Genomic DNA, 15,647 nt, shown 5'->3' on the forward strand with positions numbered 1-15,647 from the left:
TAGCCGCACGCGATCTGGCATTGCGGACTCTCGCCGCCCCGCCCGGCAGTGACAGGTGCATCCGAGCGGGCATGTGCACCCTCGCCGGCCACCGGGGCGTCGGGGGCGACCAGCCGGCGATCATCGTGCTCGACGTTCCGCGGGCAGACGCCGTGTTCACCCCCTGGCCGGGGGTCCGGCGGTTGCGGGTGTGTCTGTTGTGGCTGGTTGCTGGGGGTGTCCGCGGGGTCGGAGGGGCCGCTGGTGATCAGCCGGGGGGTGAGGGCTAAGGGGGTGGGTGGGGTGGGGTAGGTAGGTGCCTAAGTGTGGGGTAGGGATTGCTCCCTAACGGGCGGGCGGGCGTGCGCGTGAGGCTGCTTCCGGAAGCCGGTGACGGTGAGGGGGAGCTGATGTCCGCGACGATGCTGACGGTGGCACGTACCGACGCGCTGTTCGTGAGTGGGTTGTCGACCGGGTCGTGTCCGCAGCGCGGGGAGATCGACGCCGCGATCCGGGCCATGGTGCGGTGTTATCACGGGTCCCGGGGGTGTGCGGGGGAGGTCGCGGCCTGTTACGGCGAGGACCCGGAGTATGCGGTGCGCCGGATCGTCTGGGCCCGCCGCCTGGTCACCGCGGAGTTCGGCGGCCACCGATGACCGCCCAGGCCGAGTGCCGGTCCGGGTGCACCCAGCGCCGGACCAACGACCGGGCCGACCGAGCCGACCGGCCCGACCGGACCAATGACCGCGCCGACCGAGTCAAGCGGCCCGAGCCCGCCGATCGCGCCGAGCGGCCCGACCGGACCAATGACCGCGCCGAGCGGCCAGTGCGGGACTCGACTGTGGAGATTTTGGAGCGGCTGTCGACTCTCGCCCGGGGGGCTACCGGGCATGCCGCGGCGGCCGCCGCGCTGGAGCTGGCTGCGGATCTTGTGCCGGTGGGGCGGAGGCGGCTGCTGAGCCTGGCCGCGGCCGATGCGCAGCTTGCCGGGGAGCACTACCGGGCCGCGGGACTGCTGCGCCGGGCGGGTGCGACCGGGGAGCCGCGGCCCGCGCCGCCGGTTCGGGCTGCCGTCGTGGCGGCTCGGCGGGAGATGGGGCGGGGGCGGAGCCGGGTGGCCGGGCAGATGCTGACGGCGGCTGCGGCTGAGCTGTGGGAGACCGGGGCGATCCGCCGCCTGCCGACCGTGCTGGCGCTGCGCGGGTGGGCGCTGGCCCGGGCCGGTGACCTGACCGCCGCGGCCGACGACGCCGGGCAGGCGCTCGAGCTGGCCGCGCTGACCGGTGACCGGCGGGCCGTCGTGCACGCCCGGCACACCCGGACCCTGCTGGCCGTGCTGCGTGGCGAGCCGGCGGTGCTGGGCCGGGCGCCGGCCATGGTCGTACCCCTGCGGTGTGATCCGGTGGGTGGCGGTCTGATGTTGCTCGCGGCCCTGGCCGCCCGTGGTCCGAGTGATCTTCCGGCGACTGCGGGGGTCGCCGCCGAGTTCCTGCCGGACCTGCTGGAATGTCGCCTGGTGCGGGACCGTGGGCTGAGCGCGACCGACCTCGGCGCGCTGCGGGGGCTGACCCGGTCGGCGGCCGGGCCGATCGCCGCGAACGCGTGGCGGGTGCTCGGGCTGACCACCCGGGACGGTGCGAGTGACTGTTTCGCCCGGGCGGTGCGGCTGCACACCACGATGGATCTGCCGTTCGACGAGGCGCGAATACATCTTTCGTACGGCGAACGCCTGCGCCGCGACGGCGACCGCCGAGCGGCCCGTCACCAGCTGCGGACCGCGCGCGACGCCTTCGCCCGGCTCGGCGCGACGCCGTGGCGGCAGCGTGCCGAGCGCGAACTGACCGGCACCGACGAGACCCGCACCGGCCGCGCGCCCACCGGTCTGACCCCGGCCGAGTACGAGGTGGCCCGGATCGTCGCCACCGGCGTGTCCACCCGGGAGACCGCGGCCCGGCTGTTCCTCAGCCCGAAGACCGTCGAGTTCCACCTCGGCAAGGTGTTCCGCAAACTCGGTGTGTCCAGCCGCGCCCAGCTCGCCCACGTCTTCCCGGAACTGGCCGGGAAAGCGGCCTGACAGACCGTTCCGTGATCGGGCGGATCGGACGATACTGCTCTTCATGTCGGTCGGTACGGGCTTCGTGGGGCGTGCGGCCGAACTCACCGCACTCGAGGGTGCGCTCGACGACGCCGCGCTGGGCACCCCGCGCACCGTGCTGATCGCCGGTGAGGCCGGGGTCGGCAAGAGCCGGCTGCTGGAGGAGTTCGAGGAGCGCTGCACCGGCCGGGACCTGCTGCTGGCCCGCGGTTCGTGCGTGTCGGTCGGCGCCGGTGAGCTGCCGTACAGTCCGTGGCTGGCCGCGATGCAGGCGGTCGAGGCCGAGGTCGGCGCGCAGGCGCTGGTCGAGGGGGCCCGTGGCGAGCAGGCCACCCTCGCCGCGCTGATCCCGGCGCTGACCGATCCCGGTCGTCCGCGCGAGGGCGGCCAGCTGGCCCGCGCGCACCTGTTCTCGCAGTTCCTGGAGCTGCTCGGCCGGCTCGCCGGGAAACATCCGCTGGTGCTGCTGCTCGAGGACCTGCACTGGGCGGACACCTCCTCGCTGGACCTGCTGCTGTTCCTGAGCCGCAACCTGCGCCGGGTCCCGGTGCTGCTCGCCGCCACGTTCCGCACCGACGAGCTGAACGAGGACTCCCGGCACCGGGTGGTGTTCGGCGAGCTGATCCGCGGCCGCAGCAGCACCTACCTGGAACTGGACCGGTTCGGCCGGGACGAGCTGGCCACCCTGCTGCGGGCCGCCGGGCCGGTCGAGGAGGCGGTGGTCACCCGGGTGCACGACCGGTCCGGCGGGAACGCGTTCCTGGCACAGGAGATCCTGGCCGCCGAGCACCGCAACCCGGGCGGGCCGATGCCCGACCACCTGCGTGACCTGCTGATGATGCGGGTGGACGGGCTGTCCGAGGAGGGTCAGCAGATCGTCGGGGTGGTCGCCGCCGCCGGGCGTCCGGTCTCCGGGGCGCTGCTCGAGGCGGCCAGCGGGCTGCCCGGCCCGGCGTTGCGGTCCGGCCTGCGGGACGCGGTGACCAGCCAGGTGCTCATCCGTACCGAAGACTGTTTTCAGTTGCGCCACTCGCTGACCGCCGAGACGTTCTATCAGGACCTGCTGCCCGGGGAGCGGGCCGGTCTGCACCGGGCGGTGGCGACCGCGCTGGCCGCCTCGTCCGGCCGTGACGTGTCGCCGATCGATCAGGCCGAGCTGGCGCACCACTGGTTCCACGGCCGCAAGGACGACGACGCGCTGTTCTGGACCGTGCGGGCGGCCCGGTCGGCGGCCACCGTGCACGCCTACGCCGAGGCCCGCCGGCAGTACGGCCGGGTCCTCGACCTGTGGCGCCGGGTCCCGGACGCCGCGGCGCTGTGCGAGACCACCTATCCGCGGCTGCTCGACGAGGCCGCCGAGGTGTTCGACTACGCCGGTGACCCGCAGCGCGCGGTCGAGCTGACCGGCGAGGCGTTGCAGGTGGTCGGCGGCGACGGCGACGCGCAGGTGCTGGCCGGGCTGCACGAGCACCTGGCCCGGCTGCGCTGGCGGGCCAACGACACCCCCGGTGCGATGGCGTCCGCGCGGCAGGCGGTGGCCCTGGCCGGTGACCGCCCGGGTCAGGCCGGGGCGACGTACGCGCGGGTGCTGATGCTCAGCGGTCACTACCGGCAGGCGCGGGAGGAGGCCGAGGCCGCGCTGTCCCGGGCCGCGAGCGCGGTGGACCGGGGCTATCTGCTGGTCACGCTCGGCACGGTGCGGTTCCTGCTGGGTGAGCGGGAGGCCGGGGTGGACCAGTTGCGGGAGGGGCTGGCGCTGGCCGAGAGCACCGACAGCAAGGAGAACATCCTGCGGGCGTACACGAACCTGACCTACTGCCTGCAGATGCTCAACCGGCTCGAGGAGGGCCTGGACCTGGCCCGGCGCGGCTGCGACCTGGCCGCCGGGTTCGGCCTGCGGATGACGACCGGGATGGTGCTGGTCGGCAACGCCGCCGACATCCTGCTCGACCTGGGCCGCTGGGACGAGATCGAGAAGCTGATCGGCGACATGCTGCCGGACGGGGCCACCGAGGACCTGCCGCTCTACATCCAGTACGTGCGGGCCGAGGTGTGCGTGGCCCGCGACGAGCGCGAGGACGCCCGGGCCATGCTGGAGATGGTGATGAGCCGGTCGGCGGGCAAGACCGATCAGGACTTCGTCGGGCACACCTACGCCGCGCTGGCCTCGCTGGAGATCGCCGACGGGAACTGGCGGGCGGCCCGCCGGGCGGTCGACGAGGGGCTGGCCAAGCTGGGCGACGGCGAGGGCGTGTTCCCGGCGCTGCGGCTCGCGGTGTGCGGGCTGCAGGCCGCCGGTGAGGCCGCTGAGCAGGCCCGCCGGACCACCCCGCCGACCGCCGACCGCTGGCTGAGCTGGGCAGAAGCGCTGGCCGGGCGGGTCGCGACGGCGATGGCGGAGCTGCGCCGGCCCGGTGGCGGGCGGGCGCTGCCGGTCGCCGAGGCGCTCGGCCTGGTCGCGGCCGCCGAGCTGCTGCGGGTCCGGGACGAGCCGCAGGAGGCGGCCTGGGGTGCGGTCGTGTCGACCTGGGCCGAGCTGGGCCATCCGTACCCGGAGGCGCAGGCGCGGCTGCGGCTGGCCACCTGTCTGCTGCGCCGGGGCGCCACCGCCGCGCTGCACCGGGAGGTCGCGGTCGCGGCGCGGCTGGCCGCCGGGCTCGGCGCCCGGCGGCTGACCCGTGACCTGACCGAGCTGGCCGCGCTCGGCGGGGTGGCCCTGACCGAGGAGCTACCGCCCGCCCCGGCGCCGGTCAAGGAGCCGGACCTCGGGCTGACCCGGCGTGAGGTCCAGGTCCTCGACCTGATCGCGCTCGGCTACACCAACGCCCGGATCGCCCGCAGCCTGGACATCGCGGAGAAGACCGTCAGCGTGCACGTCTCCAACATCCTGGCCAAGCTGGGCGCGGCGAACCGCTGGGAGGCGGCGCTGATCCGGCGCGGTGAGGCGCGCTGACTACATGATGTTGCCGCCGCGCCAGCGGTGGTTGAAGGCCGGCATCCCGCCCGGCCGGTCGGCCTTGCGGATCTCCGCGACGTCCGCGCTGATCCGGTCGCGCAGTGCCGGGTTGGCGTCCAGCACCGCGCCGGACAGCACGGTGTACGCCTCCTCGACGTAGGTGAGCAGGAACTCCGGCGACAACCGGCGGACCTGCCCGGCGCTGAGGCAGAAGAACTCCCGCCGGTTGAACCCGGTGATCGCCACGCAGTGGCTGGACAGGCTGCCCGCGGTGGCGTCGTAGATCGAGCCGTACCCCGGCACGAACCAGGAGTCGCGCAGCACACCGGCGCCGTCCTTGATCGACTGCGGCAGGGCCAGGCCGACCAGGACGCCGCCGAACCGCAGCACCCCCTCGCGCAGCTGGTCCAGGTTGCGCGGCTCGATCTCCAGGAACGAGCGGGCCTCCGGCAGCAGCCCGGTCAGCGGCTGCTCCGGGTGCACCCAGGTCTTCAGCGCCAGCAGCAGGCTGGTGCCGAAGTCGTTGTGCGCCTCCCGATGCCCGGAGTTCGGCTGCTTCTCCACCAGGGCGGCCAGGCCGGGCTCGGCGTCGCGGTGGAACGGCGACACCTTCTCGTAGATCTTCAGGGTGTCGTCGAGGGTCGGGACGAACTGCTCCTTGGCGGTCGCGTACCAGCCCTGGGCGAGCAGGGCCATCGCGGCCGGCACACAGTTCTGGTACCCGACGTCGCCGATCGCCTCGCCTGCCGGCATGTCAATCTTGACGTCGCCGAGGTGGAACTTGCCGTCGGGTTGCAGGCCGTACCGGGTCGCCGGGGAGTCATCGTCGAGATAGGCCAGATATTGAGCCAGTTGCAGGGTGCGGGTATCGGTTTCGGCCGCCAGACGGCCGGCAAGAGCATCCATGTCCACCTCCACGTCGACTGAGCGTTGATGAGGCTAGCGCCGCGGATGGCCCGGCGCACTGGCGGATCAATGACAGCGGCCGATGTATCAGGGGCTCATTTCACGGCGCCTCCGGTGATCCCGGAGATGATCCGGCGCTGGGCGACCGCGAAGACCACCACCAGCGGCAGGCTCATCAGGATCACGTACGTGAAGATCAGGTGCCAGTTGTTCAGATAGAGGCCGGCGCTGGCCACCCGGAACAGGTTGAGCGGCAGCGTGTCCAGCCGGCCGCCGATCACGAAGAACGCGTAGAAGACGTCGTTCCAGACGTACAGGCAGATCAGGATGGTCGCGGTGGCCAGCACCGGGCGCAGCAGCGGCAGCACCACCTTCCGGAACACCGCGAACGGCCCGGCCCCGTCGATCCGGGCCGCCTCCTCGAGGGCCTCCGGGATGGTCCGGACGAACCCGGTCACGAAGAAGATCACCGTGGACAGGTAGATGCCCAGGTAGACCCCGATCATCCCGAGCGCGGTGCCGGCCAGGCCGAGCTGGCGCAGCAGCAGGACCACGGTGACCACGGCCGGCGGCAGGATGATCCCGCTGATCCCGGCGGCGTAGAGCACCGCGGTCAGCCGGGAGGCGCGCCGGGCCAGCACCCAGGCCGCCATCGAGCCGAGCACCAGCACCGCGGCCACGGTCGGCACCACGATCAGCAGGCTGCCGACGAACGCCGCCGGCACGTCCGCGTCCACCCATACCTGCCGGACGTTGTCCAGCAGGTGCCAGTGGGTGGGCGGGCGCAGGTTGGGGTCGATCGCCTCGCCCTGGGACTTGCCCGCGGTGGCGATCACCAGCCAGAGCGGGATTCCGATCACGACCGCCACCAGGACGATCACGGCGACCGGCTGCAGACGGCGGCTCACAGCACCTCCTCGCGACGGCGGAGCAGAACGATCACCGGGAACGCCATCAGCGCCACCAGCAGGAACAGCACCAGGCTCATCGTGGTGGCCTGGGCGAACAACCCCTGGCCGAAGGTCCGGTAGATGAAGATGTTCAGCAGCTCGGTGGTCCGGGCCGGTCCGCCGCCGGTGGTGGCCTGCACGATGTCGAAACCGTTCATCGAGCCGAGCAGCGCGGTCGCCACGTTGAAGGTGACCGCCGGGGCGAGCAGTGGCGCCCGCACCCGCCAGAAGCTGTGCCACCGGGACGCGCCGTCGAGCCGGGCCGCCTCGAGCAGATCCAGCGGGATGGTCTTCAGCCCGGCCAGGTAGATCAGCATGGCCAGACCCATCCACTTCCAGGCGTGGATCAGCGCGACCACCGGCAGCGTCCAGGTGGTGTCGGCCAGCGCGCCGGTGCCCTTGAGCAGCGCCTGGAAGACGTAGCCCACGGCGAGCGCGGACATCAGCACCGGGATCAGGAAGAATGTCCGGGCGATCCGGTTCAGCGCGGTGTCCCGTTCGAGCAGCACGGCCAGCCCGAACCCGAACACGTTCTGGAAGATCGCCACCAGGACGGCGTAGACGACGGTGATCCGCAGCGCCCGGAACAGGGTGCCGTCCGAGGCGAGCTGGGTCAGGTTGTCCACGCCGACCGGGTTGATCGACGCCTTGAAGCCGGACCAGTCGGTGAACGCGTAGACGAACTGGTACGCGGTGGGCAGCACGAAGAACACCAGGAGCAGGGCGTACGCCGGAAGCAGGAACCACAGCGGATGCGTGCGCCGGCCGATGGCGGTCGTCACTTGAGGTGACCGGCGGCCTTGGCGAGCTGCTCGAACTGCTTCTGGGTGGCCTCGGTGACCTGCGCCGGGGTCATCGTCCCGGCGATCATGTCGGCCAGGTTGAGGTACAGGTCGGGGTTGGCGACCGCGAGGGCCTGCATCGAACCGGCCGAGCCGGCGACGGCGGCGTGCACGTCGAGCAGCGCCTGCGGCACCCCGGCCGGGTTCGCCACCGCGGTCTCCAGCGAGACGGTGTTGCGGCCGGCGACGAAGTCCGGATAGCCCGGACCCATCCAGTACGCCAGCAGCTGCCGGGCCGCCGCCTCCCGCTTGTCGTCACCGGTGCGGAACGCGACCAGCGCGTTCGACTGGTCCGGGATGACCGTGCCGACGTTGCCGGACGGCGCGATCGGGAAGAAGCCGATCTTCTCGTTGAGTGTCGCGGTGTCCGCCTTGGCCTGCAGCTGCCCGAAGAACGAGTTGACCTGCACGACCATGGCGGCCTTGCCGGCCAGCAGCGCGGTGCCCTGGTCCTCGAAGGTGGCGGTCTTGATGTCCTTGTTGAACAACCCCTCCTTGATCAGGGAGTCGTAGCGGGTCACCGCGTTCAGCACGGTGGTATCGGTGAACTTCTCCTGACCGGTGTTGATCCGGTCCCAGAGCCCGGCCTTGGCCGCGTCGGCGAGCTGCACCTGCACCCACCACTGGGTCGCCCACCGGTCCGCGCCCATCTCGTAGAACGGCGTGACCCCCTTGCCCTTGAGCGTGCGGGCCAGGTCCACGAGAGCGTCGAAGGTCTTCGGCGGCGTGGTGACCCCGTTCGCGGCCAGCACCTGCTTGTTGTAGTAGACGCCCTCGACCGCGGGGCTGGTGACCAGCGCCGCGTACCGGGTGCCGTCCAGCAGCCCGGTGATGTCCTTGAGCGCCGGGTCGAGCGCGCCGAGCCACGGTGCGCCGGTCAGCGGCTGCAGGTTGGTCTTCGCGTTGATCGCGGTCAGCATCGACGCGGTCGGCTGCCAGAACGCCAGGTCCGGCTTGTCGCCGGTGGCAACCTTGGTCTGTACGCCCTGCTCGTACGGGTCGGGGATGGTGACCACCTGGACGCTCGCGCCGGTGGCCCGCTGGAATCCCTCGATCACCTGCTGCGGGACGGTGTTGCTGTTCTGCGCGGCCCAGACGGTCAGCTTCACCCCGTCGAGCTTGGCCGCGGGGTCGTTCCAGGTGACCGCTCCGGTGTCACCGGTGGTGGGCTCGGCGCCGGGGTCGGTGCAGGCGGTGAGTCCGATGGCGAGCAGCAGGGCGCCGGTGGCGCCGACAAGACGTCTCATCATGTTCCTTCGTCAGCAGTCGGAGATTTTCAAGATCCGAGCGGTGTACGGGTCGGCGAGCTCGGAACGCACAGTGAGCCCCCCGGAAGTCCAGGCGTGTGTCCAGCCGTCCCACCGGCGCGGGTAGAGCACCTCGACGTCCCGCCCGGTCAGCGGCAGGGTGATCTCGGCGGTGGCGCCGGCCCGCCGCCAGACGCCCAGGTACGTGGTGTCCCCGACGCGCAGTCCGAGGCTCAGCCACCGGTCGTCCCAGCCGGGCAGGCCGAGCGGCCAGACCGGGACCGCGCGCCGCAGGTCGATCTCCCGGTGGGCGAGCACCCCGTCCCGGACCAGGCCGAGCTGCTCCGCGCTCATCGCGTCGAGCCGCCCGGAGAGGTACAGCCGGCCGAGCAGACCGGTGCACATGGTGAACACGATCTCCTCGTCGGTCATCTCCGGCTGCGGGTACGCCCAGCTCGCCGCCTGCTCCGGCAGCACCGACAGCGGCGCGGCGACCGCGATCGGCGGATACGCCGTGAAGTCCTGCTGGTCGCTTGTGGACTGCAGGTGCATCCGGCTGAGCAGGGCGTAGTCGGCGCGCATCGCCCCGGACGCGCAGTTCTCCAGCAGCAGGCCGGGATGCCGGTCGAGCACACCGTCCAGCCAGTCCAGGTGTGCCCGGTTGTGGCCGAGCAGGCCGGCGCCGGCGCTGTCCGCGCCGAGGTCGGTGCCGGCACCGGGGTCGATGTTGTAGTCCAGTTTGAAGTAGCCGGCCCCGAACTCCTCGACGAGCCGGTCGATGACCTCGTCCAGGTGCGCGATCGCGGCCGGGTGCCGCAGGTCCAGGTGGAAGCGGCCGTGCTCGACCACCCGGAGCCCGCCGCGCTGCAGGAACGCCTCGGCGGGCAGCTTGTCGGCGACCGGGCTGCGCACGCCGATCACCTCGGGTTCCAGCCACAGCCCGGCGGTCATGCCGTGGCCGCGGATCCGGCTGATCACCTCGGCCAGGCCGCCCGGGAACCGGGTCTGCGACGGTTGCCACTCACCGACGCTGTCCCACCAGGTGGTGTCGTTGTCGTACCAGCCGGCGTCGATGCAGAAGATCCCGGCGCCGGCCGCGGCGGCCGCGTCGATCAGGGGCAGCAGCTTCGCCGTGGTCGGGTCGCCCATCAGCGTGTTCATGTAGTCGTTGAAGATCACCGGAAGGGACGCTTGTTTCTTCACACTGCGCCGGTGCGCGGTCAGGTCCTCGAACGAGTCGGCGAGCGCGACCGGGACCGTGGTGAACGACTCGCCCGGGCCGAGCCACTGCCGCCACTGGTGATCGATGTCGGTCGGGCCGAGCAGCGCCAGGTAGACGCCGTCGCGCCGTTCGCCGACCTCGTAGCGCCACGGGCCGTTGTGCTCGATCTGCCACCACCGGGACCGGCCGGTGACCCGGTCGATCAGGGCGCCGGTGGGCAGCCGGGTCCCGGTCGACCAGGTGCCGGCGCTGGTCACGGTGTGGCACCCGCGGCCGTCCTGGCCGTGCTCGCGCAGCCGCAGGTCCGGGAGCACGTCGCGCAGCGGCCGCCGGGTCCAGCGGCCCTCACCCAGCCACTCGCTGTCGCCGGTGAGCAGATCGAGGTCACCGGGATCCGCGGCGAGACCCACGACCAGGGACGTGACGCCGAGCAGCAGGACCGGCTCGGGTCCGTTGTTGGTCACCGTGGTGCGTGCCTGCACGGCACCGGCCGCGGTACGCCGCAGGGTGGTGCGCACGGACAGGCCGGTCCGGTCGTCGTGCTGGTCGATCCGCTGCTCGTCGCGGTCGTCGGCGGTGCCGGTGACCCGGAGCCGGCGGCCGATCGAGGTTTCCGAGAAGCGCCGGGACACGTGGTCCCGGCCCTCCCCGGCGATCAGGATCTCCACGAGTGGCTGTCCGGTGTCGCCCAGCCGGGCCGGTCCGTCCGCGGGGGTGTCGATGATCCCATCCACCTGTGGTGCTCCCTGTGCTGCTCAGCCGAGTACTGCGGCGATCTGGATGCGGTCGATGTTCGGTGCGTAACCGGCCGAGGCGTTGCCGAACGTGATGGTGTTGGCCCCGGCGGCCAGGTCGACGTCGACGACCGTGGTCCAGTAGCTGGACCAGCCGAGGGTGTTGCGGAAGAAGACCTTCTTCGCGGCGGCGCCGTTGACGCTGATCTCGGCGTACCGGTCGACGATGTTGGTGTTGTACTGGTGGTCGCCGACCACCTCGGCGTTCGCGTAGCCGACGACCAGCCGGTAGCGCCCGGCCGCCGCTGCGGTCACCCCGTTGAAGCGCAGCGTGTTGGCGCTGCCGGCGCCCAGCCACCCGACGTACTTGCCGCCCGAGGCGGCGGCGTCACTGACCACGGCCGCGGTGCCGGAGAGCGTGTTGGCCGCGGTTTCGCTTTCGTACGCGGTGACCGCGCCGGTGGCCGCCGCCACGTCGAGATAGTCCAGGTTGGCGGCGTCCCGGTCGTCACTCGCGTACGCGTGGTAGTCGATCCGGTTGATCCCGGCCGGCAGGTACACCTTGGTGGTGACGGTCTTCCAGGTGTTCCAGTCGGTGGTGCCGGGCAACGCCACGTCGGTCAGGTCGGTGCCGTTGACCCGCAGCCGCACCGACCGGTTCACCGGCGCCCCGGTGTAGGGCCCGGCCGCGTAGCGCAACGCCAGGGTGTAGTAGCCGTCGGCGGGCGCGGTCACCACGAAGTTCGTGCTCGCGGTGCTGCTCGCCCCGTACCCCTCGGTGAACGAGGTTCCGGAGTAGCCGCTGTTGCTCCCGTAGGTGACCTTGGCGGTGCCGGCGAGCGCGGCGTACTCCGCCTCGTAGCGACCGGTCGAGGCCGCGGTCAGGTCCTTGTCCGGTGTCACGATGATCTGGTACGCCGATTGCCCCTTGAGCCCGGTCAGCGGCACGGTCACCTGCCCGCCGCTCGCGGTGAAGTCACCCTCCTTGACCACGTACGGCCCGGCGGACGGGTTGGTCCCGGACGTGTCGATGCCCCACACGGTCGCGTGCACCGTCGTCCCGAGGTAGGACGGCAGGCCCTTGACCAGCACGTTCGTGTCGTACGTGCCGGTGCCCGGGTTGTTGCCGCCGAGGATCACCCGGGCCTGCTTCTTCGCCGGGTCCAGCGCCGCCAGGCCCTGCAGCGAGCCGCCCGCCGCCGGCGGGGTCACCGCGACGGTGCCACCGGACAGGTCGCCGTACCACTTGTAGAGCCACCACGCGCCGGTCGCCTGGTTGTTCCGGGTGACCAGGTCGTTCAGGCCGCCGGCCGTGGTCCAGTAGGCCAGGCAGCCGTCCACCTTGCTGTTCTCGAACTTCGCCACGTACTGGACCAGGTTGCCGGGCACACCGAGGTCTCCGGAGGCGCGGGCGTACTCGTTGATGCTGATCGGCCGCTTGGTCACGCCGAGGGCGACCTCGATCGCGCGGTAGTCGTCGTAGTGCTGCTGCCAGCTGGTGTAGAAGTCGTCGCCCAGCTCGTGCCAGGTCATCACGTCCGGCAGCACGCCGTTGTCCCGGGCGTAGGTGAGGAACGCGCGCAGGTCCGCCGAGCGGTACGCCGCGAAGTTCGGCCCGGCGATCCGGGCGCCCGGGTCGATCGACCGGATCTTCTGGTAGACCGTCTTCCACGCGCTGAGCAGCCCGGCCAGGTTGCCGGAGTACCAGATCTGGTCCGGCTCGTTGAACGGGACGTACACGTAGGACGAGCGGTACGGGTCGGCGACCACCTTGCGGGTGATGGTGTCGACCTTGGCGAGGTAGTCGGTGAGGCCGAGGTTCTCGTAGGGCCACTGCTGGTAGACGTCCTGCAGGTAGATCTGGATCTCGCGGCCGCCGGCGCGCTTGAACATCGGGGCGATCCTCAGGGCGTCGCCGTTCGGGTGCTGCAGGCCGTCCGGCGCCTTCTGCGCGGTGACCTGCGGTTTGAGGGCGGCCAGCATGGTCTCGTTGGGGATGCCCTCGTCGCCGAGGCCGTAGAGGAAGCCGGTGGCGCCGTAGCGGAGCGCGCCGGTGCCGGTGGCCAGGTCGACGGTGAACGTGGAGGCGGCGGCGGAGGCCGGGGTGGCGGGGAGGCTCGCGGCCAGGACGGTGGCGGCGAGGGCCGTGGCAGTGATGTGTCTCGATCGCACGGGGTCTCCTTCGTGGAGATGTGACCGGTCACATGGTCGGTGGATGGCATGAGTGTGACCGGTCACACGCTCCGGACGGAAGAGTGCGTTACGGTTTTGTTACCGATCGATGGCTTTCAGTCGCGCGCTTCCCGTCGCCGGGCCTGCGGGCGCGGCTGCGGACTTCCTGGTCGTCACGCCCGCGGCGGGGCCGTGGACTCCCTGATCACCAGGCTCGGCGGGTCCAGGTGGACCGGCTCGCCGTCGTCGGCCAGGGCGGCGACGCACGCCCGGCCCAGGCCGACGAAGTCCATCCGGACCGTGGTCAGCGCGGGCGTCCAGAAGGCCGCGCCCGGCACGTCGTCGAAACCGACGATGCTCACGTCGCCGGGCACGTCACGGCCCGCCTCGTGCAGCGCCCGGCGCACCGCGAGGGCGGTGTCGTCGTTGCCGCACAGGATCGCGGTCACCGCACGATCGGCGGCGAGCGCCTGCCCGGCGCGGTGCGCGCTGCGCAGATCCCAGCCGGCCGGGACCACCTCGGGCACCGCGGCGCCCGCCGACTCCAGGGCCGCCCGCCAGCCGCCCTGCCGGGCGCTGTCCCGCACCTCGGACGGGATGGCCACATGGTGAACGGTGCGATGTCCGAGACCGAGCAGGTGCCGGGTGGCGTCCGCGGCGGCCTGCCGCTCGTCCAGGAAGATCATCCGGCGGTCCACGCCGGGCAGGCCGCCGGCCTCGGTGGCGGCCACCATCGGCAGCCCGTCGGGCATCGCCCGCAGCACGCCGGAACCGGCCGGGTCGAACGCCACCACGACCACGTTTCCGCAGCTCGGGTCGCCGACGTACTCGACCGCGTTCCGGACGTCGGCGGCCGCGTCGGAGGCCACCACCCGGATCCCGACGGTCAGGCCGAGCAGCCGGCCCGCCTCCTCGACACCCTGCAGCACACCGGCGTACCCGTAAAGGGTGGTGTTCGCGGTGACCACCGTGACCGCTTTTGCCCGGCCGAGCCCGAGCGCGCGCGCCGCCCGGTTCGGCCGGTACTGCAGGCGCTCCATCGCGTCGAGCACCTGCTGACGGGTGTCCGGCCGGACGTTCGGCGAGTCGTTCAGGACCCGCGAGACCGTCTGGTGCGAGACACCGGCCGCCGCCGCCACATCCCGGATCTGCGGGGCCGCCCGCTTCATCGCCCGCCGCCTCCGCGTTTCGGTCTCCTGGGAAACATTCCTCAGCGTAGTCGCCGCTGCCGGCCGGACACGCCGACGGCTCGCCGTCGCTGCGGACCAGCGACGACGAGCCGGCGGGCGAGCAGACCGGTCAGGGCGCGGTGAGCGGGGCGTCCAGGCCGTCAGCCGAGGTACGCGGGGACAGCCGGCTGCCGGCCGGAACCACCGACGGGAAGCCGAGCACCGCGAGCCGCCCGTTGACACCGTTGCCGGCCTCGCAGTCCTCGGTGCAGGTCGTCGGCGGGTTGGCCACCTCGGTGGCGTCCTCGCCGGTCACCATGCCCATCCGGCCACCACTGGCGACGTCCCAGATGCTCGTCGCGGCACAGTGGTCCTTGGTCTCGGACAGGCCCAGCGCGTTGGTGAAGTCGGGACCGCACGACGCCTGCGGGACCCGGGTGGCGACCTGCGCACTGTCCCGCAGGACCAGCTTCGGGGCGGCGTCACTGCCGATGTTCACGCGCGGGCTCACCCGTACACAAAATTGCCCTGCCGGACCGCTGACCTCGTCGGCGCAGGCGGAGCCCAGCCACGCACCCACCCTGGCGCGGAAGTTCGGGTTGTCGTAGTAGAACGCGGAGTCCGCAACGGTGTGCACGATCCGGGTGCGGGTCCCGTCACCGCGGGCCGGCTCCATCTGGAAGATGCCACCCTGCGCGCAGTCCTTGGCCTGGATCTTCATGCTCAGCCCGCCCGGCCCGGTACGCGAGATCGTCATGTCGCCGTCACGCAGTTCCAGGCTGATCGTGCTGGTCAGGGCGAGCCCGCGGTGGTCCGGGACCTTGCTCGCGTAGACCGCGGTGGCCTTGCCGCCGGTCATGTCGCCGACGTTGGCGGCGCCGGTGAACGCGTAGTCGTAGATGGCGAACGTGCTCGGGTCGATGCTGAACCTGGTGTATTTGCCCTGAACCGTGAAGCGCCCGGCGGGCGCCGCGACGGTGCCCCGGAACCTGTCCTTGACACCGGTCTTGCCCAGGACGGTGTAGCTGCCGCCGTCACAGAACTTGGAGCTGGCCGCCTGGGCGGCGACCGGCCCGACGACCGCGGCCAGCGGCACGGCAACGGCGATCACGGCCAGGGTGGTGAGGTTCTTCGAGCGCAGTGAGTGCATGCGAACGACTCTTTCCTTTCGCACCCTAAAGCCCGGCTAAGGCCGTCCTAATTAACGGATTCCCTTGTGGCCACAGCCAGGCCGGGTGGGCGGTGCGTTGCGGTCCGCAGCGCCGGTCGCCGCCCGTCCCGGGTCGCGGCCGTCCCGCAACGTGGCCGGTTCGTCCCGGTTGCTGATCGGCTCCCCGCCCAGCTGGTCCTCACGGCCGTTATGAGGTGCTCATAA

The 15,647-nt window shown here is 71.9% G+C and carries 11 protein-coding genes; 3 read left to right on the top strand and 8 right to left on the bottom strand.

The features are described 5' to 3' along the window. Window positions 1–389: 389 nt before the first annotated feature. The 3 genes from Apa02nite_RS43260 to Apa02nite_RS43270 are packed head-to-tail and all read left to right on the top strand — an operon-like array spanning window position 390 to window position 5,027. Window positions 390–635, top strand: a complete 246-nt coding sequence (locus Apa02nite_RS43260; protein WP_239164962.1) for a hypothetical protein — start codon at window positions 390–392, stop codon at window positions 633–635. Beyond that, the gene (locus Apa02nite_RS52140; protein ID WP_203830294.1) at window positions 632–2,053 is read left to right on the top strand and encodes a helix-turn-helix domain-containing protein; all 1,422 of its coding nucleotides are present in this window, start codon (window positions 632–634) and stop codon (window positions 2,051–2,053) included. The genes Apa02nite_RS43260 and Apa02nite_RS52140 overlap by 4 nt, the downstream gene beginning before the upstream one ends. 43 nt (window positions 2,054–2,096) lie before the next feature. After that, the gene (locus Apa02nite_RS43270; protein ID WP_203830295.1) at window positions 2,097–5,027 is read left to right on the top strand and encodes a helix-turn-helix transcriptional regulator; all 2,931 of its coding nucleotides are present in this window, start codon (window positions 2,097–2,099) and stop codon (window positions 5,025–5,027) included. Here Apa02nite_RS43270 and Apa02nite_RS43275 read toward each other — a convergent pair whose 3' ends face one another. The 8 genes from Apa02nite_RS43275 to Apa02nite_RS43310 form a co-directional block, all read right to left on the bottom strand. Next, window positions 5,028–5,936 (bottom strand): hypothetical protein, encoded by a 909-nt coding sequence (locus tag Apa02nite_RS43275; RefSeq protein ID WP_203830296.1) that lies wholly within the window; start codon window positions 5,934–5,936, stop codon window positions 5,028–5,030. It abuts the gene before it with no gap. Window positions 5,937–6,031: 95 nt separating this feature from the next. Beyond that, window positions 6,032–6,844: a carbohydrate ABC transporter permease gene (locus Apa02nite_RS43280; protein WP_203830297.1), complete on the bottom strand. Its 813-nt coding sequence runs from the start codon at window positions 6,842–6,844 to the stop codon at window positions 6,032–6,034. Continuing rightward, a complete protein-coding gene (locus tag Apa02nite_RS43285; RefSeq protein WP_067685508.1) occupies window positions 6,841–7,668 on the bottom strand; it encodes a carbohydrate ABC transporter permease in 828 nt (275 codons plus the stop codon). The genes Apa02nite_RS43280 and Apa02nite_RS43285 overlap by 4 nt, the downstream gene beginning before the upstream one ends. Beyond that, on the bottom strand, window positions 7,665–8,978 hold the full coding sequence (locus Apa02nite_RS43290) for an ABC transporter substrate-binding protein (RefSeq protein ID WP_239164963.1): 1,314 nt from the start codon (window positions 8,976–8,978) through the stop codon (window positions 7,665–7,667). The genes Apa02nite_RS43285 and Apa02nite_RS43290 overlap by 4 nt, the downstream gene beginning before the upstream one ends. Before the next feature lie 9 nt (window positions 8,979–8,987). Next, window positions 8,988–10,931: a glycoside hydrolase family 36 protein gene (locus Apa02nite_RS43295; protein WP_203830298.1), complete on the bottom strand. Its 1,944-nt coding sequence runs from the start codon at window positions 10,929–10,931 to the stop codon at window positions 8,988–8,990. Between the two features lie 21 nt (window positions 10,932–10,952). Beyond that, window positions 10,953–13,103 (bottom strand): carbohydrate-binding protein, encoded by a 2,151-nt coding sequence (locus tag Apa02nite_RS43300; RefSeq protein WP_203830299.1) that lies wholly within the window; start codon window positions 13,101–13,103, stop codon window positions 10,953–10,955. A 173-nt stretch (window positions 13,104–13,276) separates the two neighbouring features. Continuing rightward, window positions 13,277–14,272 carry a LacI family DNA-binding transcriptional regulator gene (locus Apa02nite_RS43305; RefSeq protein WP_203830300.1) on the bottom strand — a complete coding sequence of 332 codons (996 nt, stop codon included), beginning with the start codon at window positions 14,270–14,272 and terminating at the stop codon, window positions 13,277–13,279. A gap of 130 nt (window positions 14,273–14,402) precedes the next feature. Continuing rightward, complete coding sequence (locus Apa02nite_RS43310; protein WP_203830301.1) at window positions 14,403–15,422, bottom strand: hypothetical protein; 1,020 nt, start codon at window positions 15,420–15,422, stop codon at window positions 14,403–14,405. Between the last annotated feature and the right edge of the window lie 225 nt (window positions 15,423–15,647).

Source organism: Actinoplanes palleronii, from assembly GCF_016862315.1.
Classification (GTDB): domain Bacteria; phylum Actinomycetota; class Actinomycetes; order Mycobacteriales; family Micromonosporaceae; genus Actinoplanes; species Actinoplanes palleronii.

Bases quoted from the DNA above. Each gene is read 5' to 3' on its own strand.
- Apa02nite_RS43260 (WP_239164962.1), top strand. From the start codon at position 390: ATGTCCGCGACGATGCTGACGGTGGCACGTACCGACGCGCTGTTCGTG.
- Apa02nite_RS52140 (WP_203830294.1), top strand. From the start codon at position 632: ATGACCGCCCAGGCCGAGTGCCGGTCCGGGTGCACCCAGCGCCGGACC.
- Apa02nite_RS43270 (WP_203830295.1), top strand. From the start codon at position 2,097: ATGTCGGTCGGTACGGGCTTCGTGGGGCGTGCGGCCGAACTCACCGCA.
- Apa02nite_RS43275 (WP_203830296.1), bottom strand. From the start codon at position 5,936: ATGGATGCTCTTGCCGGCCGTCTGGCGGCCGAAACCGATACCCGCACC.
- Apa02nite_RS43290 (WP_239164963.1), bottom strand. From the start codon at position 8,978: ATGATGAGACGTCTTGTCGGCGCCACCGGCGCCCTGCTGCTCGCCATC.
- Apa02nite_RS43305 (WP_203830300.1), bottom strand. From the start codon at position 14,272: ATGAAGCGGGCGGCCCCGCAGATCCGGGATGTGGCGGCGGCGGCCGGT.
- Apa02nite_RS43310 (WP_203830301.1), bottom strand. From the start codon at position 15,422: ATGCACTCACTGCGCTCGAAGAACCTCACCACCCTGGCCGTGATCGCC.